At 50.4% G+C, this 24,726-nt stretch carries 21 protein-coding genes; 9 read left to right on the top strand and 12 right to left on the bottom strand.

All coding sequences use genetic code 11. From position 1 onward, the window contains the following. The first annotated feature begins 31 nt into the window (after positions 1–31). On the top strand, positions 32–154 hold the full coding sequence (locus KHS78_RS22500; protein ID WP_281417081.1) for a hypothetical protein: 123 nt from the start codon (positions 32–34) through the stop codon (positions 152–154). Positions 155–218: 64 nt separating this feature from the next. Here KHS78_RS22500 and KHS78_RS15060 read toward each other — a convergent pair whose 3' ends face one another. The 9 genes from KHS78_RS15060 to KHS78_RS15020 form a co-directional block, all read right to left on the bottom strand. Then, entirely contained in the window at positions 219–2,591 is a 2,373-nt protein-coding gene (locus KHS78_RS15060) for a leukocidin family pore-forming toxin (RefSeq protein ID WP_211829293.1), read from the bottom strand. Positions 2,592–2,947: 356 nt separating this feature from the next. Continuing rightward, positions 2,948–5,236, bottom strand: coding sequence for an RICIN domain-containing protein (locus KHS78_RS15055; protein WP_211829292.1), 2,289 nt, complete (start codon positions 5,234–5,236; stop codon positions 2,948–2,950). A gap of 422 nt (positions 5,237–5,658) precedes the next feature. Further along, on the bottom strand, positions 5,659–8,160 hold the full coding sequence (locus KHS78_RS15050) for a leukocidin family pore-forming toxin (protein ID WP_211829291.1): 2,502 nt from the start codon (positions 8,158–8,160) through the stop codon (positions 5,659–5,661). 455 nt (positions 8,161–8,615) lie between these two features. Further along, positions 8,616–8,948, bottom strand: coding sequence for a transposase (locus tag KHS78_RS15045; protein WP_343216922.1), 333 nt, complete (start codon positions 8,946–8,948; stop codon positions 8,616–8,618). 5 nt (positions 8,949–8,953) lie between these two features. Then, positions 8,954–9,655, bottom strand: coding sequence for an IS630 family transposase (locus tag KHS78_RS15040; RefSeq protein ID WP_211829290.1), 702 nt, complete (start codon positions 9,653–9,655; stop codon positions 8,954–8,956). Between the two features lie 202 nt (positions 9,656–9,857). Then, entirely contained in the window at positions 9,858–12,473 is a 2,616-nt protein-coding gene (locus KHS78_RS15035) for a ricin-type beta-trefoil lectin domain protein (protein WP_211829289.1), read from the bottom strand. 154 nt (positions 12,474–12,627) lie between these two features. Further along, complete coding sequence (locus KHS78_RS15030; RefSeq protein ID WP_211829288.1) at positions 12,628–13,038, bottom strand: hypothetical protein; 411 nt, start codon at positions 13,036–13,038, stop codon at positions 12,628–12,630. Positions 13,039–13,041: 3 nt separating this feature from the next. After that, positions 13,042–13,482, bottom strand: coding sequence for a DNA polymerase III subunit chi (locus tag KHS78_RS15025; RefSeq protein ID WP_211829287.1), 441 nt, complete (start codon positions 13,480–13,482; stop codon positions 13,042–13,044). Between the two features lie 83 nt (positions 13,483–13,565). After that, positions 13,566–15,149, bottom strand: a complete 1,584-nt coding sequence (locus KHS78_RS15020) for a leucyl aminopeptidase (protein WP_211829286.1) — start codon at positions 15,147–15,149, stop codon at positions 13,566–13,568. Positions 15,150–15,342: 193 nt separating this feature from the next. On the opposite strand from KHS78_RS15020, the gene lptF reads away from it, so the two are divergent. Beyond that, entirely contained in the window at positions 15,343–16,437 is a 1,095-nt protein-coding gene (gene lptF, locus KHS78_RS15015) for an LPS export ABC transporter permease LptF (RefSeq protein WP_246506519.1), read from the top strand. A 5-nt stretch (positions 16,438–16,442) separates the two neighbouring features. Beyond that, positions 16,443–17,501 (top strand): LPS export ABC transporter permease LptG, encoded by a 1,059-nt coding sequence (lptG, locus tag KHS78_RS15010; protein WP_211829284.1) that lies wholly within the window; start codon positions 16,443–16,445, stop codon positions 17,499–17,501. 53 nt (positions 17,502–17,554) lie between these two features. Here lptG and KHS78_RS15005 read toward each other — a convergent pair whose 3' ends face one another. Next, positions 17,555–18,037, bottom strand: a complete 483-nt coding sequence (locus KHS78_RS15005) for an RDD family protein (RefSeq protein ID WP_211829283.1) — start codon at positions 18,035–18,037, stop codon at positions 17,555–17,557. A 110-nt stretch (positions 18,038–18,147) separates the two neighbouring features. Further along, positions 18,148–18,534, bottom strand: a complete 387-nt coding sequence (locus KHS78_RS15000) for a hypothetical protein (protein ID WP_211829282.1) — start codon at positions 18,532–18,534, stop codon at positions 18,148–18,150. Positions 18,535–18,982: 448 nt separating this feature from the next. On the opposite strand from KHS78_RS15000, the gene KHS78_RS14995 reads away from it, so the two are divergent. The 6 genes from KHS78_RS14995 to can all read left to right on the top strand — a co-directional run bounded on the left by KHS78_RS14995 (position 18,983) and on the right by can (position 24,153). Beyond that, positions 18,983–19,255 carry a ComEA family DNA-binding protein gene (locus tag KHS78_RS14995; RefSeq protein ID WP_211829281.1) on the top strand — a complete coding sequence of 91 codons (273 nt, stop codon included), beginning with the start codon at positions 18,983–18,985 and terminating at the stop codon, positions 19,253–19,255. Between the two features lie 20 nt (positions 19,256–19,275). Next, positions 19,276–20,109, top strand: coding sequence for a hypothetical protein (locus KHS78_RS14990; protein ID WP_211829280.1), 834 nt, complete (start codon positions 19,276–19,278; stop codon positions 20,107–20,109). A gap of 188 nt (positions 20,110–20,297) precedes the next feature. Next, positions 20,298–20,465 (top strand): rubredoxin, encoded by a 168-nt coding sequence (locus tag KHS78_RS14985; protein WP_211829279.1) that lies wholly within the window; start codon positions 20,298–20,300, stop codon positions 20,463–20,465. A 38-nt stretch (positions 20,466–20,503) separates the two neighbouring features. Continuing rightward, a complete protein-coding gene (locus KHS78_RS14980; RefSeq protein ID WP_211829278.1) occupies positions 20,504–21,646 on the top strand; it encodes an NAD(P)/FAD-dependent oxidoreductase in 1,143 nt (380 codons plus the stop codon). Between the two features lie 84 nt (positions 21,647–21,730). Beyond that, a complete protein-coding gene (locus KHS78_RS14975) occupies positions 21,731–23,344 on the top strand; it encodes a hypothetical protein (RefSeq protein ID WP_211829277.1) in 1,614 nt (537 codons plus the stop codon). 107 nt (positions 23,345–23,451) lie between these two features. Further along, positions 23,452–24,153 carry a carbonate dehydratase gene (gene can / locus KHS78_RS14970; RefSeq protein WP_211829276.1) on the top strand — a complete coding sequence of 234 codons (702 nt, stop codon included), beginning with the start codon at positions 23,452–23,454 and terminating at the stop codon, positions 24,151–24,153. A gap of 84 nt (positions 24,154–24,237) precedes the next feature. On the opposite strand, the gene cynS is transcribed toward can, so the two are convergent. Beyond that, the gene (cynS, locus tag KHS78_RS14965) at positions 24,238–24,687 is read right to left on the bottom strand and encodes a cyanase (protein ID WP_211829275.1); all 450 of its coding nucleotides are present in this window, start codon (positions 24,685–24,687) and stop codon (positions 24,238–24,240) included. Between the last annotated feature and the right edge of the window lie 39 nt (positions 24,688–24,726).

Genomic DNA, 24,726 nt, shown 5'->3' with positions numbered 1-24,726 from the left:
TGAGATTATATGCGGCGTATCATATTTTATCATGCCTTTATGTCGACAGGACAACGCTATTGCCGTGGTGATAAAGCGCTATGGGGGCTGGACGCAGGCCAAGGCGCCATCCGTCGCGTTACTGAAGGTACAGGTTCAGCAAAACGATGGGTGACGCCTCGACTGTGGTATCAGCATAAGGGCCGATACCCGTGCGTACTTAGTACTCTTGAAGCTTGTTAATCATCGTCATTGGTTTGTTTGATAATCATTGTATACGTTGATTCTGTGCCAGCGTTGCTGGGCACTCTTGCATTGGCATCCAGCGCAGAGTAGGCAGATGATGCCTGATCGGTTTCATAAGGGGTGAGGGGGGATTCATCGCTCCAAACGGTTTCCTCTTGATTTTCGGTGCTTTCAAGGGGCTCATTGACACTGTCATAGTCGGTATCATCGTCAATGTCTTGTTCGATGCCGTTGTCTATGGCAGTGGATGAAGGCGGGTACACCGTATCTTCTTCTTGCGGTGTGGCACTACTGTTTGGTTCAGGAGAATAGTCGGGTGTTCTCTGAGGCCGTTTGGCGTTGGGCTCATCGGTTGTCATGGTGAGTGCTGACACGGTCATGGTATCGGTGATATCAGGCTTCCGAATAAAGTTACGCCATTCAGTCGGGGTTTGTGTATGGGGGCATGCAATCACGCGATTACCTTCTTTAATCGTCATGGCACCTCCCAGGTTGTTGATGAGGTGTTCATTTTCCCATTCCCATTTTTGGTTGGCGGCATGGGTACAGGGTCGAATCGTCAGTGTTTCATGGCCTTCACGTGTCAGGCAGCGATCCTGCGCCAGAAAGGATTTGTAACGAAACTCTGAATCCATGCCCCAGATCTGGTTTTGATTAAAGTGACAGTCTCCGACGCCTACCTTGCTACCTGCTTCGGTTTTACTGTCTATCACTTCAAGGCAAATACCATGCTCACTACTCTCTTTATAAGCTTCAATCGAAACAGGGATTTCGGCATTGAAAAAGGTAGCGCCCCAGTTGATATCAATGTTTTGTTTAAAACTGTACTTGGTGCCTTTAAAGCCCCATGGGGTGTAATGTTGAAATAAGAATGCATATTGCACCCGGCCTCCGAGTGCGACGGCTTTTATGGCACTTTCAAACTCCAGGGTGGAGGTATCACCTTTATTCGCGGGTACCTGGAATGTTGCGGAAAAACCGGGTGTGAAGCTTGAATAAGACGCTGCAGAAAAGGCGACATCATCATAGAACCAGTCCTGGCACCAGAGTTCGCAGGTGCGGTTGGTACGCCAATGTTGTGCATACTTGTCAAATTCACGGCTCCATATCCAGGCTGCTTTGTCCGTATTACCAGCTCTGGACAGGTTGATTAATTCGTATTCATGATTGTTGTAGCTGATAGCTCGTTCACTGGTGTAGGTGAAAGACAGGCCCATATTAATGCCAGAAAAACCTAATGGGTTCTGACCTGCAGCGCCCGCAGCCATTAAGGCGGGGTTTAACAGGCTTGGGCCGCCGCTGACACCCACCTGCAAACCAATGGTGTGCATGATCTGCGATTCTTTGGGGTGATTGCTGGGAATGGTGTTATAGAGGTGTACGTCCGGGTCATGGGACTGGATGGTGACGTAATAGCTATCAGCCACAGGGCCAAACCATGTTTCCCGGTTTGTCCAGCTTTGAAACCAGGTATGTTTGTGATCTGGTTGATCTGTAAGGTGCCATCCTGCCCCGCCATTGGACGAAGGGTCTACCGTGATCCGAACATATTTGGCATCATCTGCGCCTCCCGCTGTTGAAGAGACGGAGCGGATAAGATCTACGGTATAAAACAGCGAGACACTGGCATTTTTGTTACAGGCGTCGATCATTTTATCGTTCCAATACCAGTAGCCTGTCGTACCATTACCATGAAACGTGTCACCTACCATGCAGGGGAAGTTGGTGTAGCGTAGCTCTACAGGGATAGACACTTCTGGTCGGTAGTGGTTGTCACGTTCCTTAGCGCGGTATTTTGAGCTTTTTTTCTGCCAGTCTTGTAGCATTGAAACGGTCTCTTCAGAGAGCATTTCATGATCAAGATGATGGCTGGGTGTTTTATCGGCATCATGATCTTCAGGAAAATGCGGTATCAACTGTTTATATTCCGAGATACCGTCACTGTTTTTTCTTATCATGATGATAGGGCTGTCAAAGCCGATACCGCCAAGTGTAGCGCTGATTTTTTTTGCTATGGCTTTGTTTTGGTTTTCTGTGCTGTCGATAATGACTGTCCCCCCTGATGCCAATGTTTTTTGAATATGGCTCTGATGGTGAGATGTCAGTGACGCAGCTGCGTTAATGTATGCAATATTCTGTGGCAATATGGATTTATGGGGATCACTTTCAATGTTAATAAGTTTTTTTTGTAATGCCGAGGCGTATCGTGTCATTGGGCCATACGTTTTTATTGTTGATTCATTTTTGTATAAAGGGCTGACGTGATGTTCAGATAACTCAGAACCCCATGATGACGTGCCTAATAGCAGAGGCAGGCTGGCAAAAGATAAACTGCCTAATGTACAGAGCCGTTTTGGCAAGAGCATATCTATATCCTCATTTTGATGTATTAAAAGCTGATTGGCATCATGATGCGCCTGTTGGTATTAAGGTCTGTGCATGACTTTTATTTCTTATCTGATGCAGTCTTGGTTATTTTTCATGTATCACCGATGTTGAGTTCACGAAATGTGATTCCCTATTGCTAAATACTTGTTAATTGTGTGGTTTATTGGCGCATGTCTGACAGTGTTGAATACGCGTCTTGTCCGTAGAGTGTTCAACTACTTGTGTTTCATAATGATATTTGGCGTTTTTGAAACACTTATTGGATTGATGGTTTTTCATGTGTTCCGTTAACCTCACTGTCATATTTTGTGAGCAGACTTTTGCTACCGTTTATTTATTCGCCGGGGATCGTTTGAATGCTCAGTGTGTCGGTGCTGTCGGCTTTTCTGAAATAACTTCGCCACTCCAGTGCTTCAGAAGCGTTCGGGGTGATCCTGATACTCCCATCCGTCCCCGCAGTAAGATACCCTCCTTGCTGGCTGGTTAACCAGTTACCTTCCCATTCCCATTTCTGGTTGACTGCATGCGAACAGCTGCGAACAGTCGCTGTGTCATCCGGCTCTCTGGTCAGGCAGAGGTCGTCCTGTAAGAGTGTTTTGTAGCGGTCTTCAGAATCTACCCCCCAGATCTGATTGCTTCGGAAGTGGCAGTCATAGAGGTTGACACTACCAACGCCTTCATCAATATCACTTTCTGCAATATTAAGGCACAAGCCACTACCACTCTCTTCCCTTGATGCTTCAATGGACATAGGAAGATCGGAATTAAAGAAAGCAGAGCCCCAGTTTACCTCCCACCGCTGTGCGAAATGATGGACAGAACCTTTACGGCTCCATGGCGCATAATGCTGTAAAAGGAACTTGTATTGGACGCGCCCCGCAAGCGCAACCACATTGGCCGTCCCCGAAAACAAAAAGCTGGAATGGTCATTTTTGTCGCCAGGTACCTTGAAAGTGGCTGAAAAACCCGGAGCAAAATGTGCGTAAGCGGCTGGAGAAAAGGCGTTGTCATTAAAAAATGGGTCGTCGCACCATAGCAGGCAGGTACTATTGGTTCGCCAGCTTTCACTGTATTTATCAAATTCACGGCTCCATAGCCAGGCGGCAGTCGCTGAATGGTTGTCACTGGAGCGATTAATAATGGTGTATTCATGATTTTTATAGATGACAGCCCGGTCTGTGGTGAACCCTGCCACAAGACCCGTTGACAAGCCCATGGAAGGAAATGGCATATAAGCAGGATTGAGCAAACCTTTGGGTATTTTAACCCCGATACCGATTGAAGGCAGTTCGACGACATTGCTGTTCTGGGGTTTATTGCCTGGAACCGCCTGAAAGAGACGTACTTCCGGATCCCGGGCTGACACCGTGACCGTATAATCTTCGACGATGGGGCCAAACCATTCAATCCGGTTTGTAAGGCTCTCATACCAGAGCGTCTTATGTGTCGGCATGTCAGTAAAGTACCAGCCAGCGCCACCCTCACCCGAAGGGTTTAATGTAATGCGGAGATATTTGGCATCTTCTGTTGAGCCATCATCGCTGGCGACAGAGCGAACCAGATCGATGGTATAGAACAGTGAAACACTGGCTTTACCGTCACAGGCATCAATCATCTCATCGGTCCAGCGGGATGCGCCGGTGACACTGTTGCCATGGTAGTCCTTTCCCACCATGCATGGAGAGCCAATGTTGCGAAACTCAACATTGATAGAGGTTTCCGGACGGTAGAACTGATTGGAGTCCTGGGTGTTTCGCTGGCGGTAATTCCGATTTCTAGTATTGCTATCCCAATCATCCAGTAAGGTATGAGCTTCTTGAGCCAGGGAAACCATTGCCTGCTCAGTGGGTGATAATGGTGAGTCAGGCTTGTCTTCACTATTGGAGATGTCGAGTATTTTGTATTCCGGGGTGTGGTGGTGGCCAAGTCCTATCAGGAGAACAGGGCTCGCAATGCCAATACCACTAATGCTTGCACTGAGTTTTTCAGCCCCTTCAGCCCCTGATGTATTATCAAGAATAACAACCGCGCCTTGTAAATAGGCTGAACGAATGTTCTCCAGGGCAGGTTTTGAATGCGTTCCTTGTGTATTGATATAAATAAGTGGTCTTACAGAATGATGGTTATGGCTCTTTGGTTTTTCGGAGCTTGTCTGCAATCGTTCGTGCAGTATCATACCAAACCGAGTTAATTCACCATGGTCCTTGATGACCGGTTGAGACGTATTTGTATAAGGCTTATCTGTAGCTAGGGTTGGCTGAATAAATAAACTCAGCATTGCGAGTAGAATGAAGTGGCCAGGCTTGCCTGGAGGTATGTCATCTTGCTGTTTGGCTGTCTGTTTTTTCAGCATCATGCGACACCTGAGTGCGAGTGAATAGGTAAAATAGCTGTACGACAGAATTTTTACTGCTGTATTCAAGCGTCTTGAAAGGTGGTGGGTTGGTTGGCCATATTTTTTTTTATATGAAAACTCTTTTGGAGCAGTTTGTTGTCTGTTGTTTTGTTTACTTTTTCCCTCCAATAAGAGGGTTTTTAATATATGAATAAATATAGATTTGTTTTTTTTGTCTAAAAGAGCGTCCAGGATGCGGTTAGGTGCTTGGCAATCCTTTCTATTCATAAGCAGAACCTTTTTGGAACAGTGTATTTTCATCTCTCAGTTTTCTGATACAGAAAAATCAACTACAAAGAGAAGATTTGTATAAGGCTATAGTGTAATAACTTTCTATTGGCTAGAAGATATTGTTGAGTGTTACATAAAGGTGACAAAAGTAAACTTAATTAATCATAAAGAGTGATTACTACTTATTTTACTGTTGCCCTGAGTGGTATTCGTTTGTTGTTGGTTTTCGTTGGGTTATTCATATTTTGTTTTGTGAAACTAACAAAGGCTTTTGTTGTCGATGGGGTTTCCGTTTTCAGTGTGTTAAATGGGTGTTCATTTGTTAGTCGCTGGCGATAAATAAAAGGTCGTGAAAGAAAACCATTGCTCTTGATGAGTTCCATTAAAAATGGTCAATGGTTTTCTGTCATTTTGATGGCCTAGGTTTTTACGGCAGGGTCGACACGCAGGGCATCGCTGCTATGGGACTGACGAATAAAGCCGTGCCATGCAGTTAATTCTGCAGGTTGCCAGCTGGTATAAAGGCTGCCTTCTGAGGAAATGCTGAGATAGCCCCCTTGTCTGTTGACCAGGTTGTTTTCAACCCATTTCCATTTTTGTGAAATACTGCGGTCACAACGTCGTAATGAAAGCGTGTCATCCGGTTCACGGTTAAGGCAATGATCATAAATCAGGAAAGAACGCAGGCGTAGCTCTGTGTCGAGTCCCCATAGCTGGTTGGGTTGTAACTGACATGAGCTGACAGACGCTGGCTCGAGGGACTCCCTGTTGGTGCTGTGTGCTGTAAGGCATGCACCATTCGGTGTATTCCTGTGCAAGGCCTCCAGAGAGATGGGGATTTCGGCGGCAAATATCGGCGAGTCCCAGTCAATGGTGAGATCTTGCGCGAGGTGATAGTCAGTTCCCTTACGGCTGAATGGCGCATATTTCTGGTAGAAAAACTGGTATTGCACCCTGCCACCGAGGGCGATGGGTTTGACGCTGCTGGTAAAACGGATGGTTGATTGCCCAGTCTTCTCTGCAGGAACCATGAATGTCGCTGAAAAGCCAGGAATGAAGTGTGCGTAGGCCGCCGGAGAGAAGGCGCTGTCTGCAAAAAACCAGTCATCGCACCAGAGTGGGCAGGTATTATTTGTGCGCCAGTGACTGGCGTATTTAGAAAATTCACGTGTCCAAAGCCAGGACGCCGTATTCTGAATTCCGGTTTTGGCGCGATTAATTACCTCATACTCATGATTTTGATAGGCGATGGAGCGTTTGCTTTCGTAGGTGAACGACTGTTCCGTACCAATATCCCTGAATTGTGCTGCACGCGTGCGTTTCTGGCGATGTGGCGACAAAGTGTGTTGTCTTTTTTGAAGTGTGGATGGGAATAGGGTGCTTCTCACAATTCCCCCCGTCCCTGGGAAGGTTATAACGTCGTCACGACAACAGCTCCCACCTGACTCATGCCCGTACGGGTCAAAACTGTTTTTGTGCTGGTCGGCTCCCTCGTCATCCTCATCATCATCGCTCATTGGATCCATGCCCGTACTGCCTTGGTCATCAGTATCTGAGGAACTATCATGGCTACCACTATCTGTGGAACTGCCATGACTAACACTATCTGAGGAACTACCATGGCCACCACTATCTGAGGAACTACCGTGGCCGCCACAACAACAAGGGCCGCTATCATTCCCGGCCATGCCGGCAGCTTGAGGTGCAGCAGGAGGTTGACCTCCGTGAGCGTGTGCTGGGTGAGCACCATCATCATCCCCTTCGGCACCGCCATCTACTATGTCCGCGTCGTGTCCATGCTCATCGTTACCCCCGCAACACATTTGCTGCCCTTCATTTTGATCATCATGTAGCGGGAAATCGATTCCTGCTGTCAGCGCAACACCGATTTCGATCTTCGTGGTGTGGGAAATCTCGGAATGTTTGGGATGATTGTCTGGCACGGCGTGATATAGGCGTATATCGGGATCAAGTGGCTCCAGCGTGACAGCGTAGCTTTCAGCAACAGGGCCATACCAGGTTTCACGGTTTGCCCAGCTTTCAAACCAGGTGTGCTTGTGTTGTGGCAGATTGACAAGATGCCAGCCAGCCCCTCCACTGCTGCCAGGATCCATGGTAATCCGGACAATTTTGGCGTTCTGGGTTGTCCCTTTGCTTCGTTTTGAGCGGATCAGTTCAACAGAATAATTCAGAGATACACTGGCTTCGTTGTTACAGGCATCAATCAGTGTATCGTCCCAGGCAGAATACCCGGTGAAATTATTGCCTTCGTAGCGGCTGCCAACCAGGCAGGGGAACCCCAGTTGTCTGATTTCAATGGGGATGGAGAGTTCGGGTTTCCAGGGAGGGACTTTACCGCCCGGTTTTACTGCCGTGCGATAGCGTGAGGACGAGTGCCAGGGCGTTAGCATCTGTAGGGTTTCATCAGCCAGTTTCTGTGCTAACTGGTGGTTTATTTTGACGGTTTCGCCATCCGTTTCCGATTGTGGGGGGAACCACTGAAGATCTTTGTATTCTGGCGCTTTTCCCGGTTGCTTTCGGATCATTACAATTGTGCCCCTCATACCCAGGCCGCCAACCTTGGCGCTGATATCTTGAACGTCGGCGGGTAATGAGGTTGTCCCATCCACAATAATAATGGCGCCAGATGTTAGCTGTTGATGGATTGTCTGCCATTCCTCAGGTAAAGGGGGAGATAGTGCATTGATATAAGTCAGCGGGGCAGGGAAGTCTTTATCAGTTTGAATGTGCTGTTTTAACCGGCTGCCATACTCTGTCAGTGGGCCGAATGAGTGATGAGAGGCATGAGTGTCTGGAGGATGTAACCAGGTTAAACCATTTAACGCAATTATCCCCATGAAAAAAATAATGTATTTAGTGAGTGGTGTGGTGGTTTTTCGGGTTAACGCTGTATGTGGCATTCATATTGTCCTGGTTACAGGCTAAAAACCGGTGTTTTATATAATGTTTTGGCATTTAGCGTAGCAGGGAGTTAACACTTTTTGAGAAAAAGTCGAATAGGTTGCGTATTTATTTCCTGTCTTTTTTGAGCAGTTTTTTTTCATATTTTTTAGTATTCATATAAGCAAGGTTTCCGGGCCGCTAATTGTTGCCTGTTTTCTGGGTTTGGTAGGAAGTGATTGTTATAATGAAGTAATTAGTAAGGTGTTATGTGAGTTTGGGTTTTGTATGTGCAACGATCATTTGGACGTTTCTACGTCATCACAACTTATGCTTAATTTGTCATTGTTGCTCAGGAAAAGATAACAGTCTTGGCTATTCCTTAATCGGTCATGGTTTCAGTCGTATTTCTGATTTTCCACATAGCTACAGGAGTGTAGTAAGAGTGCATTGTTATTATTGATGTGTGCCATATCTACCCAACAAATACCTCCACACAAGCATAAGCGGTATGTTCAGCCCTGAAGAATCCCTGAATCTTATCGGGCATTTTCTGTAGCGAACGCAAGCCTGAAGTGATGGCGCGTAGAAACTGCTCTTTGCTCCTCAGGAGCATCCGTCCAATGTGTCCAGACTTCAAATAACCCCATACCAATTCATCAGGATTCAGCTCCGGTGAGTAGGTCGGCAGTATTTCAATCGCCAAAAGGCGAGGTTCCTGTTTCAGGTATTTGGGAACTTTCTTCGCCTTATGAGCTGAGTGTCCATCAACCACGACCATGACAGGCCGGTCATGGGATCTGACCACCTGTTTCAGAAAGCGAATAAAACATCGGCATTGAAACGGCCCGTAATGGTCATATAGCGCATTGTTCCCTCACCGCTGATAGCTGAAATCATGTTGATACCAAAGCGTGCTCCGGTTGCTTCAACCAAGGGGGTACACCCTTTTCGTCCCAAGGTAGTGCCACTGTGATAATCGGAACGAACGCTGGCCTCGTCAGCAAAGTAGATCAGGGCATTGTGCTCCTCGGCCTGTGTGCGAAGCGCCGGGTAGGTTTCATTTAGCCATTCATGGACTTTTTTACTCTGCTGCCACGCCTTACGGGTGGGTCGTTGTGGCGAAAATCCCATTTTTCTGAGCATCCTGCCAACGGATGCCGGGTACATGGAAGCATCGAAGACTCGCTTGATGATGGCTGCAACAATATCCCGGGTCCACAGGGCTTTGTAGAAACCATAAGCGGTGGGGGGCTGGTGTAACAGAATCTCTGCCAGTTCGGATTTCTGCGAATCCGTCAGCTTAGGCGGCCGACCTGGCATCTCACAGGTTTTCAGGGCATCAAAACCGCCCTGTTTATAGCTGTTTATCCATTCATAAATGCAGGATTTATTAACCCCGTACTGTTCTGCCAGATGGCTGGCAGAAGCACCGTCCTGCCATTGCTGCATAGCTTCCATACGGATGGATTCGCGGACTGCATGAGATATTTTTCGACCGTCAACCTTACTCATGATCACCTCTGGCGCTGAGATGATAGATTTACACAGAGGAAATCTGGAAGTTTTTGCACACATCAATAGTATCTCGTTTGAAACTGTCCGGGAGAACTATGACGGTTTAAGGCGAAAATGTCATTGTGACATCATAGCGGACTGATAGGTTAGGTTTTACGATTTTTTCTATCATTCATAGCAATGCAGTATAGCGCCACTGTTACAATGGGAGGATAGTGATAGCGCCCTTTGTCACCGGTTTTTTGACTTGGTATATCCAGCGTGTTGCTTCATTGGGATCACACGTAACTGCTAATGAGAGATTGTTATCGGTAAAAAGATAACAACCGTCAGTGTCACGTAAAAGTTGATCGTCCCAGAACCATTTCTGGTTTGAAGTATTGTTACAGGTATCCAGCATGATTATATTATGCGCTCTTTTTGTCAGACATTGCTGTGCATCAGAGTGTGCTTTTAGACGATGGTATTGATCTTGCCCCCAGATTTGGCTCTCAGAATAGCGGCATTTATAGAGATTGACTTGCCCATTTCCTTTTGTATCTCCTTCTCTCACATTAAGACAGAGATTTTTATTATGCATTTTAATAATGACAGGCGCTTCTGGGTTAAACACTGACGATCCCCAATTTACAGTGATGACCTGATTGAAGGCGATATCCCTACCGCTTTGTCCCCAGGTTCCATAGTCTTGGTAAATGAAGCGATACTGTATGCGTCCACCTAAAGCAACTGGCTTTATAGCGACGGTGAGTATCAAGGTGGACAAATCTGTTTTCCTGGCAGGAACGGCAAAGGTCGATGAAAAACCGGGAGTGAAACTGGCGTATGCTGCAGGCGAAAAAGCGTTGTTATCAAAAAACCAATCTTGGCACCAGAGCGGACAGGTAATATGGGTGCGCCAGTGTTTACTCGCATTGGGAAAATCTCTAGACCATGTCCAGGCTGCGTAATCAGCTGTGTCCGCCCTTGATTGGTTGATAAGAATATATTCATGGTTTTTATAGTTGATAGAGCGTTCACTGCTGTATGTAAATGCAGTCACTGGCGTGAGTGGCGATCTATACGTGTGGCTGTTTTGTATGACCGGTTTTTCAGGAGGATCAAGCAAGGTTTGCTCTGTGCTATGTGTATTCGATGAGAATGTGTCTTTTGTTTGGGGGCTTGTTGTTTTACTTTTGAAAGAGTAAAACGGATAGGGGCGCAAGAACTCAGGCCTTTGGTATTTGAAGTTTGTTGGATTGTCCTTGTATGCTTGAATGACTGAGGGGGATATACTTGTTGCGGTTGCCGTATACCAGTAATTTCGAGCGGAAACAAGCCTGTCAACATTGTGTTGGTTAATATTCCCCATTGTTTCCATCAATATGACTGACAATAGTTGGTTCTTGATTTGTTCGCTAATAGGCAGGGGCTGATTGTTCCCGTTCAATGTTATTGGTTGGTTGCGGACTTCAAGTATTTCTTTCCATAACTCATAAAGGTAAGTGTCAAAATGATCATCTATTAATTTTAAATAGTATTTTTTGGCCTCCTCTTTAGGTAATGCATAATATGACTTGGAATGTTCTTTGTTCTGCTCTGAGCTAGTTCCTGGTGCATCAGAATAAATCTCAATGGGGGGGGGAGCTTCAGATTGGTCAGAAAGGTTGTCAGTTGCTGATGATGCTTGATCGTTTACCGCATCCTGACCAGATGGAACACCAACTTCCTCTTGTTCTTCGATATTGTCATCCGGTTGATAGGCGATTATTTCAGGACCCAGAAAAATAAACTGCCCCATGACACCAACTTGAATGGCCGAACGTTCAGTGATATGTGACTGTTTTGGAGTGTTGGCCGGTATCGCGTTATGCAAGCGAACATCTGGATCCAGCGGGTGAACCTGAATTGTATAACGGTCGGCAATTGGTCCAAACCAGGTTTCACGATTGGTCCAGCTTTCGAACCAGGTATGTTTGTGCATGGGGGCGTCTACTAAATGCCATCCCGCACCGCCGTTGGTTTCTGGGTCAACGGTTATTCGCAGGTATTTGAGGTCCTGTGTATCAGCTATGTATGTGGGGACAGATCGAATGAGATCGACGGTATAACTCAAGGATAAGCTTGCTGCATGGTCACAGGCATCTGTCTTACCTTCTGTCCAGTCTGGTTCGTTGCCCTGTCGGCTTTCAAATTTACTGCCAACCATGCAGGAGAGATCGATATGGCGTTGTTCAATTGAGATGCTGGCCTCAGGACGCCAGCGGGATTTCTGGCGTTCGGCGGATCGTGCATGGTAAAGGGGGGCTCGCCATGTGGTCAGAAGACGATAGCTTTCGTCTGCCAGTCTGTTCAATACTTCAGGGGGGGGGGCGTTGACGCTGGCAGGAATGACAATATGCTTGTATTCAGGAAACGCTTTTTGATTGCCGCGTATCATTATTACGGGTGATGACAGGCCGATGCCACCAATAGCAGCACTGGTTGTCTGGATGGTTTCTGGTGAGCTGGTTGTGCCATCTAAAATAATGGTGTGCGAGGCATTAAGTAATTGTCGTATTTCGAATGTTTGTTTTTCTGTGAATAATGAATCTGTGTTGATATAAAATAGTTGGAATGGTAGGTCATTGTTGTTCATTTTGATTTGCAGTTGTTCTTGCAGTGTTTGGCCAAAAGTACTTAGGCTTCCATGTTGTATTATCATGCCCTCGTTTGGAGTGTTATTGTGTAGGGAGGCTGCAATGTTAATTGATGGGAGTAGTAATAATATCAGAATTTTTTGTTGATGGATTTTTTTTTTCTTCTGGTTGTGCACAGTGATGCAGCTAGGTGGCATATAGCTTCCTTACACGGGCAGTCAATACTATTTACGGGATCATTTTGTTATTGATAGTAGATGAAATAAGAAAAATATCAGAATTATTTCGCGAGTGTATTAACACTGCCCACATGGTTAGAGGTTAATTATGGATATACCATGAAACCAGCTATTAGTTTTTTTCAGAGTTCAGTAACTGATTTAATTTCGCTTTGAGCTGACGGCGAAGAATCGCTTCAATGCGAACCATCTCTTCGTCAATGATTTCCTGAATCAGCAATTCTCCAGCCTGCTCTAAAGTGGCTTTTACCTGATCAGGTCTCAGTTGCGTGGATAGTTGCTGTGTGTCATCAGGCATTTCAGTGGTATTGTCGACTTGGTCGAGCAACAGGGGGATATCGTCTTCTTCGCCATCGTCCATGGCAATATCAAACAGGATAGGAATCTCATCCGTGTTGGTTTCGTCTGAGACGTTATCAGCCTGATCGCCATGCAGGCTGGACGTGCCCAGGAAATCCTTGAGGGTTTCCAGCTCCCCCAGGAGGTCGGCGGTGTTCTTTTCTGTTGGGTTGTTTCCGGACATGGGTCAGTGCCTGTTTCTCAGATCACGGGTATTCGGTGGGAAACCCAGTTCCCGGTATTCACGGTAGTGCTCACGGGTGATGGCCAATACGTCGGGAGACTGTATCACAATCTCGCTGATGCGGCTGAAGCGGGTGCATTGCCCGGGTATGGCCTTTGCCAGATTGATCAGCACGTCATTATGTTGTTCCAGAGATTCTGTCTGCCAGTCGATGGTGACAGGGGTATCCTTTAGGGTGTCATCCTTCTGCAGGCGATGCGGAATGAAGCTGTCTTCCCGGAACTGCCAGAGCAATTGATCCAGCAGGCGGGCCTCATCCTGACTTTCTGCATGGATGTGGATCCGGTGCCCCTTGTGCCAGGCTTTTTCCACCAGGCGGCAGGCAAACTGGTGTCGGTCATCAGGCTGGTTGCCTGGAAGGATGTAGAAGTCAACGTGTGACATGAAATCAGGCCAGAGTGGTTCAGGGCAATAATGTTACACGGGTAAAGGCGGCAGGCACAGAGGGGGCCTGCCGCGCGTTGGTATTACTTCTTGCGTGTTGTTGCCTTTTTAGCCGGTGCTTTCTTGGCGGCAGGCTTTTTGGCTGTGGTTTTGGGAGCCGGGGCCGGTTTTGCACTGCCATCCCGTGCAATCTGATCCAGGAGGTACTGGATCAGCAACGGTACCGGACGACCGGTTGCCCCTTTCTCCTTGCCGCTTTTCCAGGCCGTACCGGCAATATCCAGGTGCGCCCAGGCAAATGCCTTGGCGTAGCGGGCCAGGAAGCAGCCGGCGGTGATGGTGCCTGCCGCGCGACCACCGATGTTGGCCATATCGGCAAAGTTACTGTCGAGCAGTTGGTCGTAAGTTTCGTCCATCGGCATGCGCCAGGCCGGATCTTCCGCCATGCGGCTTGCCGCGAGCAGTTGCTCGGCCAGTTCATCATTGTTACTGAGGAGGCCACTGATATGGCTGCCCAGCGCGATAATGCAGGCACCGGTCAGGGTGGCGATATCCACCACAGCACGTGGCTTGAAGCGTTCGGCGTAGGTCAGGGCATCGCAGAGCACCAGTCGGCCTTCAGCATCGGTGTTCAGGATCTCGATAGTCTGGCCAGACATGGACGTGACGATATCCCCTGGCTTGCTGGCATGGCCGGATGGCATGTTCTCAGCGCTGGCAATCATGCCTACTACGTTGATTGGCAGCTTCAGGGTGACGATGGTGTGCATGGCGCCCAGTACGGAGGCTGCGCCGCACATGTCGAACTTCATCTCGTCCATTTCGGCGCCAGGCTTGAGGCTGATGCCGCCGGTATCAAAGGTAATCCCCTTGCCGAGCAGTACGACAGGCTGCTCACCGCGCTTGCCACCCTTGTACTCCATGGTGATCAGCTTGCCTTCTTCGGCAGACCCCTTGGCAACGGACAGGAATGAGCCCATGCCCAGTTTTTCCATGTCCTTTTCGCCCAGTACCTTAGTGGTCAGCTTGGTGTGCTTGCGGGCGAGCTCTTCGGCTTCTTTCGCCAGGTAGCTGGGCGTGCACTCGTTGCCGGGCAGGTTGCCCAGGTCGCGCGCCTGGTTCATACCGTAGCCAATGGCGCGACCGGTCGCGGCGGCGGCTTCCAGTTCAGTCACGCCCTTGCGGGCGGTCAGCTGCAGGGTCACCTTGTCTAGTGAAACGCTTTTGTCGTCTTTCTGGCTCTTGAACTGTTCAAAGCGGTAGCTGGAATGTTCCAGCATCTGGCTTAACTGGCTGGTAGCCCAGGCCTGTGTACGGTCTGCCGGCTCCAGGCCGTCCAGGCTTATCATGGCGTTACTGACAGAGGCACTGTTAACGGCGGAGACGATACCGGCAATCACTTTGGTGGCAGTTTTTGTGGTCAGTGCCTCCTTGCCGGTCGCAGCCAGGATCACCCGTTCTGCCTGAATGCCATCGACCCTGGGAATCAGGAGTGTCTGTCCGGGCTTCTGCTTCAGGTCACCACGCTTGAGAAGATCGCTCAGCAGGCCGCCGGCGGCTTTGTCGACAGCGGTGAAGGCGGCGTTCTGCTGTGTCTCGCCGGCCAGAATCACCAGGCACTGGGTGCGTTGCTTGTCAGCAGCGCCGTTCTTCACTGAAATTTCCATAATCACTCCGAGACAAACACGGTTGTTTTAGCGATAATGCGCGGTTTCTTGCCGATGTGAACGGGTTCTGTAACCGGCGGTAAGCAGCGATTCCTGGTACATAATGGAGCCGTTGCAGGGTTATGGGGAGTTTACGTCATATCTGTGCGTTATATACAGTCCTGCGACAACTGAACAGTATCGGGATTCAGCCTTGATCGTATTTCGCTATCTTGCCAAAGAACTTCTTCATAGCTGGTTGGCTATCAGCGGCATTTTGCTGCTGATTATTGTCAGCGGGCGTTTTATCAAATACCTCGAACAGGCGGCGGTCGGTGAGATCAAGGCCGAGTTCCTGTTCGCGATCATGGGGTACCGGATGCCGGGGTTCCTGGAGATGATCATGCCGCTGGCCTTGTTCATCGCCATCCTGCTGGCCTATGGCCGCCTGTATGTGGACAGTGAGATGACGGTGCTGGAAGCCTGCGGGATGAGCCAGAACCGGCTGCTGGGCTATACCATGGCGCCGGCCCTGCTGGTGGCGCTGGTGGTGGGCCTGTTCAGCATCTGGCTGACACCGGCCGGCACCGCCCAGGTGGAAGACATCCTGAACCGACAGGACAGCATGACCGAGTTCGATAACCTGACACCGGGCCGTTTCCAGATGCTGGATGGCGGGGATCGCACGACATATGTCGAGGAACTGCTGGATGACAAGTCGGTCATGAGTCATGTCTTCATTGCCCAGCGTTCCGAAAAAGGTGCCGAGAACGGTATGACCATGCTGCTGGCGGAACAGGGACGCTTGCATCCGGATGAAAAAAGCGGCAAACGCTACCTGATGTTGTCAGACGGTTATCGCTACGACCTGGTGCCGGGGCAGCCCCAGGCGCGCATCATGAAATACGAGACCTATGGCGTACAGATGCAGGATCGCGATGTCAGCGCCCGCGCCAGTAAAGAGAGTGTGCAGCCGACATCGGTTCTGTTGAGCCACGATAACAATGCCAGCAAGGCCGAGTTGCAGTGGCGTATCTCACTGCCGCTGCTGGCGCCGGTTATCGTACTGATGGCACTGCCGTTGGCGCGGGTGAATCCGCGGCAGGGACGGTTTATGAAACTGCTGCCAGGGGTTCTGCTCTATCTCCTGTACCTGGCGTTGCTGATTGCGGCCCGCGGTGCGGTTGAGGATGGCAACCTGTCGCCGGCCATTGGCGTCTGGGGGGTGCATGCCGTATTCCTGGCAATCGCGGTGGTGATGTTTTACTGGAACCGGCTGACCCAGTGGTTGTCCGGCAGGGGGCGTTGAGAGTCATGAAGAAGCTGGATCGCTACATTGGGCTGAACGTCCTCGGCGCCATGCTGGTTGTGCTGGTGGTCGTGGTATTCCTGAACAGCCTGTTTTCCTTCCTGGATCAGTTGGGCAGCATGCGGGCCAACTACCAGTTGCCGCAAGTATTGAAATACATGCTGTTGACCACGCCGAAGCGGATCTATGAGGTGATTCCAGTGTCCGCTTTGATCGGCTGCCTGGCCGGTCTGGGCACCATGGCCGGACACAGTGAGCTGGTGGTCATGCGTGCTGCTGGTGTTTCGCTCAGCCGGATCGGCTGGGCGGTGATGAAGCCGGCGCTGGTGATGATTGTTGCCGGTATGCTGATCGGTGAATATCTCACGCCAGTGGCGGAGCAGATGGCGCTGACCCAGCGCAAGATCGAACGTTCCGCAGACGGTCGCTACAGTGACGAAGGGGTATGGCACCGGGAAGGCAATAGTTACATGTTCTTCAATGCCGTGCAGCCTAATGGCGTTTTGTACGGCGTCAGTCGTTTTGAATTTGACGACCAGAACCGCCTGGTGGAAAGCAGCTATGCGGATCGTGCCCTGTACCAGGGAAAACACTGGGTACTGGAAGATGTGAAGAATAGCCATTATCAGGGAAATAAAGTCACAACGACCACGAATCTGACCGAAGACTGGCATACCGAGTTGACGACAACCCTGCTGAAAGTGGTTGTGGTGAAGCCGGATGACCTCTCCATTGAAGGTTTGATGACCTACGTGGATTACCTGCGTGACCAGGGGCTGGAAAGCGGCGAATATGACCTCGCATTCTGGAAGAAAGTCCTGCAGCCGTTGTCCATTTTTGTGCTGGTATTGATCGGGATGTCGTTTGTGTTCGGGCCGCTTCGCTCGGTCAGCATGGGCCTGCGGTTGTTTACCGGTGTGGTGACGGGGGTTGTCTTTATGATCCTGCAGAACCTGATGGGACCGGCCAGCCTGGTATTTGGCTTTTCACCGATGGTGGCGGTATTGCTGCCGATTGTGATCTGCTTCGGGATTGGCGTGGTGCTGTTGCGGCGGGCGGCTTAATGAACAGTGGTCACGTCTGTCCTGCAGACGTGACCGTGACTGCAATACAACAATTATTTGAGTCCGTAGAAACCTTTGGGCAGAAGCACGACTTCCGACATGGAATAACGATCCTGCCAGGTTTTGCCTTCCTTATCGATCATCATCCAGAACACACCGGCTAAAGCCAGCCCGATCGCGGGAATGGCGATCATATACCGTAGCAGACACTGCCACAGGGAAATGGCGCCACCGTCTTTGTTCTGAATCCGAACGCGCCAAACCTGCATGCCCAGCGTCTGACCTTTTCGGGTCCAGAAATAGGCAAAGAAACCAAAGCTGACAAACACCAGCAGGGAAGCCAGGAATGGGTTGAAACCCAGCGGTGCGTCATCCATCTTCAGCAGCCACTTGTTGACCGCCGTGTGATAGAGGCCGGTGGTCACCATCATCAGGGCCATGACCAGCAGGGTGTCATAGAACATGGCCGCCAGTCGGCGCCACAGTGGTGCGGGAGGCAGGGGAACCTGGGGTATCTGCTCGTTGGAACTGCTCATACGATCCGTGAATATCTAGCCATTTTGGCGGATGAGTTTACGGAAAAGCCCGGCGGGTTCAAGTGATTCCGTTTCAGGTCAACAATAAAGCCTAAATGGCATGACCAGTGTCAGTGGCTGGCCAGCAGGTCAACCCAGGCGAAGTCAGGTACACCGCAGAGCTCCAGGCTGTCGGTCGGGTCCACATGGTCCATGACGTAATAGACGATCTCCTCCAGGCGATTGAGGGTCTCCAGCATGAAGTCGACAAAGGCATCATCCGCCATCTCCCGGCAGCATTCATTCCAGCAATGGTGCTGGAGTTCATTACGGCGCTGCTGCAGTTCAGAGATAATCTGGCTGGCATTGCCCCGCAGGGTTAACAGGCCGTCCGTACCTGCATGGCGGAAGAAGTGGATATTATTTGCGGACAATACAAATTCCGGTACGGAATTGACCGGGTTAATCGTAAGGGAATGAACCGGTGTATTGCCGGGAAACTGCAGGATAACCGCCATAACCGATCAGTGAGTCTCAAAAGGAATATGCGGCGGCGATATTATGCGAGCCAATGCTAACTAACAAGCATAAACGACATGAATCTGAGGTACGAAAGTGCGCATTTGTTAACAGTGCTCTGAGGCTGTCATTGGTCGCCTACAAGAGTGATTTTACTCTTTTAGGGAGGTGTCCATAATTACTGTCTCAGATCATCTATCTAATCAGGGGCAGAAAAACTATGGCAGATGGTGTTTCCCGGGCGTTTACCTTCTAGGTCATGCTCTGAGACGTGACAGATAAATGACGCCCGCAGCCGCGGGCGTTTTTTATGGCGCCTGTTTTACAGATTGCTGGCTGTAGAATGGGAGAAAACAGGGTTCATTGGAGGATTTATGCCCCGGAGCCCTGAATTTGGACTAAACCAATAGGTGTGAGCAGAGGTTTGGCAGTACAAGGAGGTAGCTCATGTCTTTGCAGCGTGTTTCTTCGATCGTCGCACTAGTCTTTGCGACAACCATTCTATCTGTTTCTGCGGATGCCGGCCGGGTGAATATCAACACCGCCGATGCTGAGGCTATTGATCGTGCGCTGGTCTTTGTCAGTGCCGATACGGCCAGGGCGATTGTGGCATTCCGGGAGCAGCATGGTCACTTTACCAGCCTGGATGACCTGACTGAGGTCAAGGGTGTGGGCAAACGCCTGGTGAAGTACAACCGCAGCCGTATCGCGTTTGACTGACAGGATGTGAGGTAAGCAGTATGTCTGGGGTAGTCGGAGTCGGGTTACGGTTGGCCATGGGGGCTGCGTTGACGGTTGGCGTCAACCTGGACTCAGGGGGTGGCTTTCAGGACAAGGTCGATCGTGGGGAACAGGATGCCTATTTCCGTGAAGTCCTGCCGAAGGTGGCCAGTTATGACCCGAACGGTAGTTTCGGATTCGGTATGGATAATGATCTGAAGTACAACTACTACTCCGTCAGCCTGAAAAACCTCAGCTTTGTTAACCAGGATCTGTCCCGTATTCAGTACAAGGTGCTGGAGATCCGGGACAGCGCCGGTAATGATGTGTCGGCGATCAAGAACCTTGAAGAGCTGAATGACTTTTCATCCGAAGTGCAGCTGAAAGTCAAGGAAGATGCCTCCCATGAAAACCTCAAATATGCCCGTTTTCGTCTGGCGATCGAGATTCCGGCAGAGCTCAAGCGGGAGACCGTACCCGTTGAAGAGGGTGAGCATTCACTGGGCCGGGTTAACGTCAAGATAGAATCCGTGATGACGGACAGCTGGTCAGAAACCATGATGGTCAATGGTCAGACAACCGTTAAGGAACACCCGGTTACATCGGTGTCCTATTCACATGACAAGTCGAGCCTGAATGATTCACAGCAGGTTCATGTCATGGGGCTGAATAACCAGAGTTACGCGGAAATTTCCGGTTCGGGTGATAGCTCCGTGAACGGGGAGAAAAGTTACCATGTCACCTTTGAAGGCAGTCCGACAGAACTTGAACTCATCGATATTGTGGGTATGGAACTGTTCAGTTATGACCTGGTCGTGGACCTTAAGACCGGCAACATCGTGATTGACCGCTAGACACTTCATTCCCTTCAGACATTCAAGGGGCCGTTACAATGGTTGTAACGGCCCTTCGGGTTTTTATCAGTTTTGAAATTCACACAGGGTCTAGGCACAATTCACGCAGGTTATCGTCTCCGGTTTGCGTGTAGCCGGAAACTGACCCACGATACCAACAATAAAAAATCCGCAAACGGGAGTTCAGTATGAAGAAGTGGCAGTGTGTCGTCTGTGGCCTGGTGTATGACGAGGCTGAGGGCTGGCCGGATGATGGCATCGTCCCCGGTACCGCGTGGGAAGATGTTCCCGCTGACTGGCTGTGCCCTGACTGCGGCGTCAGCAAGGATGACTTTGAAATGGTTGAAATTGGCTGATTCGTTTCGGTTTTATGATCCGGGGAATAAAAAGAATTATGCATCCCATCATTATCGTAGGTACGGGGCTTGCCGGTTATAACCTGGCGAAAGCGTTTCGCAAGCAGGACCAGGACACTCCCCTGGTGATGATCACGGCTGACGATGGCCGTCATTATTCCAAACCCATGTTGTCCACCGGTTTCAGCAAAGGGAAGTCTGCGGATGAGCTTGCTATGGCTGAGGCGGCAACCATGGCCGCCGAACTCAATGCCTCCATCCTGACCCATACCGGTGTGCAGGCGATTGATCCCGAGGCTCATCAGCTGAAAACGGATGGCCGGGTACTGACGTATAGCAAGCTGGTGCTGGCGACCGGTGCTGCACCGATCCGTCTGGCGCTGGAGGGGGATGCCACGGATGCGGTGTTTTCCATCAATGACCTGACCGATTATGACCGTTTTCGTGCCGCGCTGCCGGAGAGTGCCCACGTAGCCATTATGGGCGCGGGACTGATCGGGTGCGAATTTGCGAACGACCTCCATGCTGGTGGCTATCAAACCACGGTTGTTGCGCCTTCCTCTCAGGTCATGCCAGGGCTGCTGCCGACTGAGGCGGCGGGCAGTGTCCAGTCTGCCTTGGAGACACTGGGCGTCAATTTCCGATTAGGCCGTGCAGCAACAGGTGTTTTCCGGGCCGGGGAACGTGTCCGGTTGGCGCTGGATAACGGTGATAGTGTCTCCGCTGATATTGTGATTTCCGCCGTGGGTTTGCGACCCCGTACCCAGCTGGCCGAGAAGGCCGGGTTGGCTGTCGGTAAGGGCATCGTGGCCAACCAGCTGCTTCAGACCAGCCATCCGGATATATTCGCCATGGGGGACTGTGCTGAAGTGGATGGGCATGTTCTGCTGTATGTCATGCCCCTGATGAGCTGCGCCCGCGCGCTGGCACAAACGTTGGCCGGTGAGCCGACGGCGGTCTCTTATGGGCCGATGCCAGTAACCGTGAAAACCCCCGCCTGCCCAGTGGTGACGGCACCGCCTGCTGTCGGTGCCAGGGGGCAGTGGGTACTGGAGCAAGGCGACGCAGGCGTGAAGGCGCTGTATCAGGACGGCGACACACTCCATGGCTATGCGCTGACTGGTGAGGCTGTCCGGGAGAAATTGCAGCTCAACAGACGTATTCCCCCTGTATTTTCGTGAGGTCAAGGCCAGGTTCTGGGGGCTGGCTACCTATACTGGTTAAAAGCCATGCGGTTCTAAGCGCCTGATCAGGGAGGAGCAAGGATGCGACTCAACGGACCTTCAAATAAGCCCCAGGGAGACACGCCTGCGGGGAAAAAAGCGCAATCTGAAACGCAAAAAAAAGGTCTAGGCAGGGATGGGCGAAAGATAGCCCCTTCGTCTCAAAATCAGTCGCCACCTGAAAACGACCTGCCCCAGAAAAAGCCAGGCATTAACAAGCCGAGTAGCGTGAAGATCGACAACCGGGAGGCCGGGCAGTCAAGCCGAAAAGGCGATACTGAGAAGCCTGCTGACTGGCTTGATCAGGTCAGGGACAGACTAGAGCAGGCACATTCTGAGGAAGACCTGCAGGCCCTGCTTGATGAGTGTCGACAACAGGGGCGCGACTTGCATCCTATCCATGCCTTGGTTGATGACAAGGCGATGTCCCTGCTACAGACGGAACTGGATTCGCAGGATAACCACTCTGATATGGCAGCTACCGTCGCCCGATACCGTCCATTGATCAAAGCACCGAGAAAACGCCGCCGTGCTGATCATCTTCCCGATCAAATACTGAATAACCGGAAGGTGCGTGCGAATCTCCATCCCCGCCAGAAGCCTGTACATGAGCAAACAAGTGAATATGACACGATGGAGGGCGATACCTGGAAAGCGCGTAATCAGTATCTGGAGCAGTTGGTGAATGAGAAGGACGAGGCGATCGGCCAGGCCTCTACGGTTTCTGAGCGAGAACATGATGATGACGATGATGTTGTCATCGGTGGTTCTGTTGGGGCGAGAGATGTCGTTGAGAATAGTCTTTCGGCGTCATTTGATAAAAAGGACCCAGCCTATAACTACTTCCAGATCAAATTGCAGAATATGGAGAAATACAGTTTCACAGAAGCCGTTGATGTCTTGTGTGAAGATCGTGCTATTGATCCAGAAACCTTCCTGAATGGTGTGACTCATCTGCTGGATGAGTACATCGTCAATCACTCCCGGCAAGATTATGACGATGTCACACTGGGTCGCTTACAGGCGCTGATTTCACAGGGTGGGCAAGTGGTGACTAATCATGCACAGTACGGGCAACTGGAACAAAACATCATGCAGGCCGCTGCCATCCTGACCCGTAATGCCATGGCGGGCCTGGATAATGCCGAGGTGCTGCTTGCCATGAAAGGCACGTTCGAAACCATGCTTTTCCACTCAGGGTTGAGCAGCGATGATCAATGGAATTATTTCACGATGGTTGATCAGCCATTGTCTGAACGATTGCAGGCCATGGGGGAGAAGACCGGTTGGCAGGCGGATTTTCAGAGGCTGTTTACAGGTCAGGGCGCGGAGTTATCTTTCATGAAACTGCTGTCTGAGGCTGGCAGTCATTCGTTGAAGCGTGCCCAATTGGAAGCTATGGTGCAGGTGAAGGAAGACCTGTGGGAGGATCTCGAACTGATTAATAGCGAGCTTGAAAATCCCACTGAACAAGATCAGGAAATTGCACGAAAAATAGCCGGTAATGAGTTGGTTGATAACAGCGACCTTGAAGAAATAGCGGCACAGGTGGCTTATTACAGGCACATGGATAGCAGGCTTGAGTGTCAGGAACAATTGTCAGGTTGGTCGGGAGAGTTCACTACCTGGTGCCGTGAACAGCTGGAACGCCACTGAATTCAATATTTGTAACGAAAACACCACGAAATTAACAAAATGGAGTCGATTTCGGCCCGCCTTTACTTATATTCTGTGCGCTGCCCGAACGTTGAAGGTGGATACACGTGAAAGTACTCAAGCATCTGTTTGACAACAATCAGTCCTGGTCAGAATCCGTGCGCGACAGGGACCCTGAATTTTTTCAGCGTCTGTCCCGCCAGCAGGCGCCGCGGTATTTGTGGATTGGCTGTTCTGACAGCCGGGTGCCAGCCAATGAGATTGTCGGACTGATGCCGGGTGAGCTTTTTGTTCACCGCAATGTCGCCAACGTGGTGGTTCACAGTGATCTCAACTGTCTTTCCGTTATTCATTACGCGGTCAACGTTCTTGGCGTTGAGCACATCATCGTCTGTGGCCATTACGGCTGCGGCGGTGTTGAGGCGGCGATCTCCGGCAGCCGGCAAGGCATGATTGATAACTGGCTGCGGCATATTCAGGACACGGAACTGAAGCATCGAGAGACACTGGCTCCATTGTCAGAGCAGGCCCGTATCGACAGTATGTGCGAATTGAATGTGATTGAGCAGGTCGTCCATGTCTGCCAGACCAGTATCGTTCAGGAAGCCTGGGCCGATGATAAAAAACTCTCCATTCACAGCTGGATATATGGCCTGAAAGATGGACTGCTGAGAGACCTCGGCATGTGCGTTAATGGCAGTGAGGAAATGCAGCAGGCTTATGGTGAAGCACTTGAACGCGTCTTCCAGCCCAGGGACACGACTCCCCACGAGGCCGTATGCCAGCACGTTGCCCCGGCAGAAGCCTGATACTTCATGTCGCGTAGCGTATGACCGGTTTGCAGGGGTGCCTTTCATGGCACCCCGTTTTATTTATGCGGCCACACAGTATGCTCAATAGGTTTTGTAGGGCAGGAACTTGCCGGATAACACCACATTGACCCGGTCACCGTTCGGGTCTTCCTCCCGCTGGATATCCATTGAGAAATCAATCGCGCTCATGATGCCGTCGCCAAATTCCTCATGAATCAATTCCTTGATGGTGCTGCCATAGACATTGACCACTTCGTACCAGCGATAAATGAGTGGATCAGTGGGGACGGCTGTCGGCAGGGAGCCTTTGTAAGGGGCGATCTGTAACCAGGCTATCGCTTCATCGGGAAGGTCAAACAGTTCTCCCACGGTTTCTGCCTGTATCTTATTGAATGTCATCTGCCCCAGGCAGGCGGCAGTGGTCCACTCCTTGGAGAGGTCAATCGCATCGGCGACCTGTTTCCAGCTGATTCCTCTGGCCACTTTCCGGGCCAGAATCAGTGCTGTGACGGCTTCGCGGTTTGAGATCATAGGTGCTCCCTGGCGCAGGTTGTGGTTGAAACCAGATAC

The organism is Kistimonas asteriae, assembly GCF_018263925.1.
GTDB lineage: Bacteria > Pseudomonadota > Gammaproteobacteria > Pseudomonadales > Endozoicomonadaceae > Kistimonas > Kistimonas asteriae.
The sequence above is the reverse complement of the archived record's forward strand: the minus strand, read 5'-3'. Positions and strand labels throughout refer to the sequence as shown.

Coding starts and splice junctions, on each gene's coding strand:
- cynS (WP_211829275.1), bottom strand. CDS start 24,687: ATGATCTCAAACCGCGAAGCCGTCACAGCACTGATTCTGGCCCGGAAA.
- KHS78_RS15040 (WP_211829290.1), bottom strand. CDS start 9,655: ATGAGTAAGGTTGACGGTCGAAAAATATCTCATGCAGTCCGCGAATCC.
- lptG (WP_211829284.1), top strand. CDS start 16,443: ATGAAGAAGCTGGATCGCTACATTGGGCTGAACGTCCTCGGCGCCATG.
- KHS78_RS15005 (WP_211829283.1), bottom strand. CDS start 18,037: ATGAGCAGTTCCAACGAGCAGATACCCCAGGTTCCCCTGCCTCCCGCA.
- KHS78_RS15020 (WP_211829286.1), bottom strand. CDS start 15,149: ATGGAAATTTCAGTGAAGAACGGCGCTGCTGACAAGCAACGCACCCAG.
- KHS78_RS15030 (WP_211829288.1), bottom strand. CDS start 13,038: ATGTCCGGAAACAACCCAACAGAAAAGAACACCGCCGACCTCCTGGGG.
- KHS78_RS15035 (WP_211829289.1), bottom strand. CDS start 12,473: ATGCCACCTAGCTGCATCACTGTGCACAACCAGAAGAAAAAAAAAATC.
- KHS78_RS14975 (WP_211829277.1), top strand. CDS start 21,731: ATGCGACTCAACGGACCTTCAAATAAGCCCCAGGGAGACACGCCTGCG.
- KHS78_RS15060 (WP_211829293.1), bottom strand. CDS start 2,591: ATGCTCTTGCCAAAACGGCTCTGTACATTAGGCAGTTTATCTTTTGCC.
- KHS78_RS14995 (WP_211829281.1), top strand. CDS start 18,983: ATGTCTTTGCAGCGTGTTTCTTCGATCGTCGCACTAGTCTTTGCGACA.
- KHS78_RS15055 (WP_211829292.1), bottom strand. CDS start 5,236: ATGAATAGAAAGGATTGCCAAGCACCTAACCGCATCCTGGACGCTCTT.
- KHS78_RS14985 (WP_211829279.1), top strand. CDS start 20,298: ATGAAGAAGTGGCAGTGTGTCGTCTGTGGCCTGGTGTATGACGAGGCT.
- KHS78_RS15050 (WP_211829291.1), bottom strand. CDS start 8,160: ATGCCACATACAGCGTTAACCCGAAAAACCACCACACCACTCACTAAA.
- KHS78_RS22500 (WP_281417081.1), top strand. CDS start 32: ATGCCTTTATGTCGACAGGACAACGCTATTGCCGTGGTGATAAAGCGC.
- KHS78_RS14980 (WP_211829278.1), top strand. CDS start 20,504: ATGCATCCCATCATTATCGTAGGTACGGGGCTTGCCGGTTATAACCTG.
- KHS78_RS15025 (WP_211829287.1), bottom strand. CDS start 13,482: ATGTCACACGTTGACTTCTACATCCTTCCAGGCAACCAGCCTGATGAC.
- KHS78_RS15000 (WP_211829282.1), bottom strand. CDS start 18,534: ATGGCGGTTATCCTGCAGTTTCCCGGCAATACACCGGTTCATTCCCTT.
- KHS78_RS14990 (WP_211829280.1), top strand. CDS start 19,276: ATGTCTGGGGTAGTCGGAGTCGGGTTACGGTTGGCCATGGGGGCTGCG.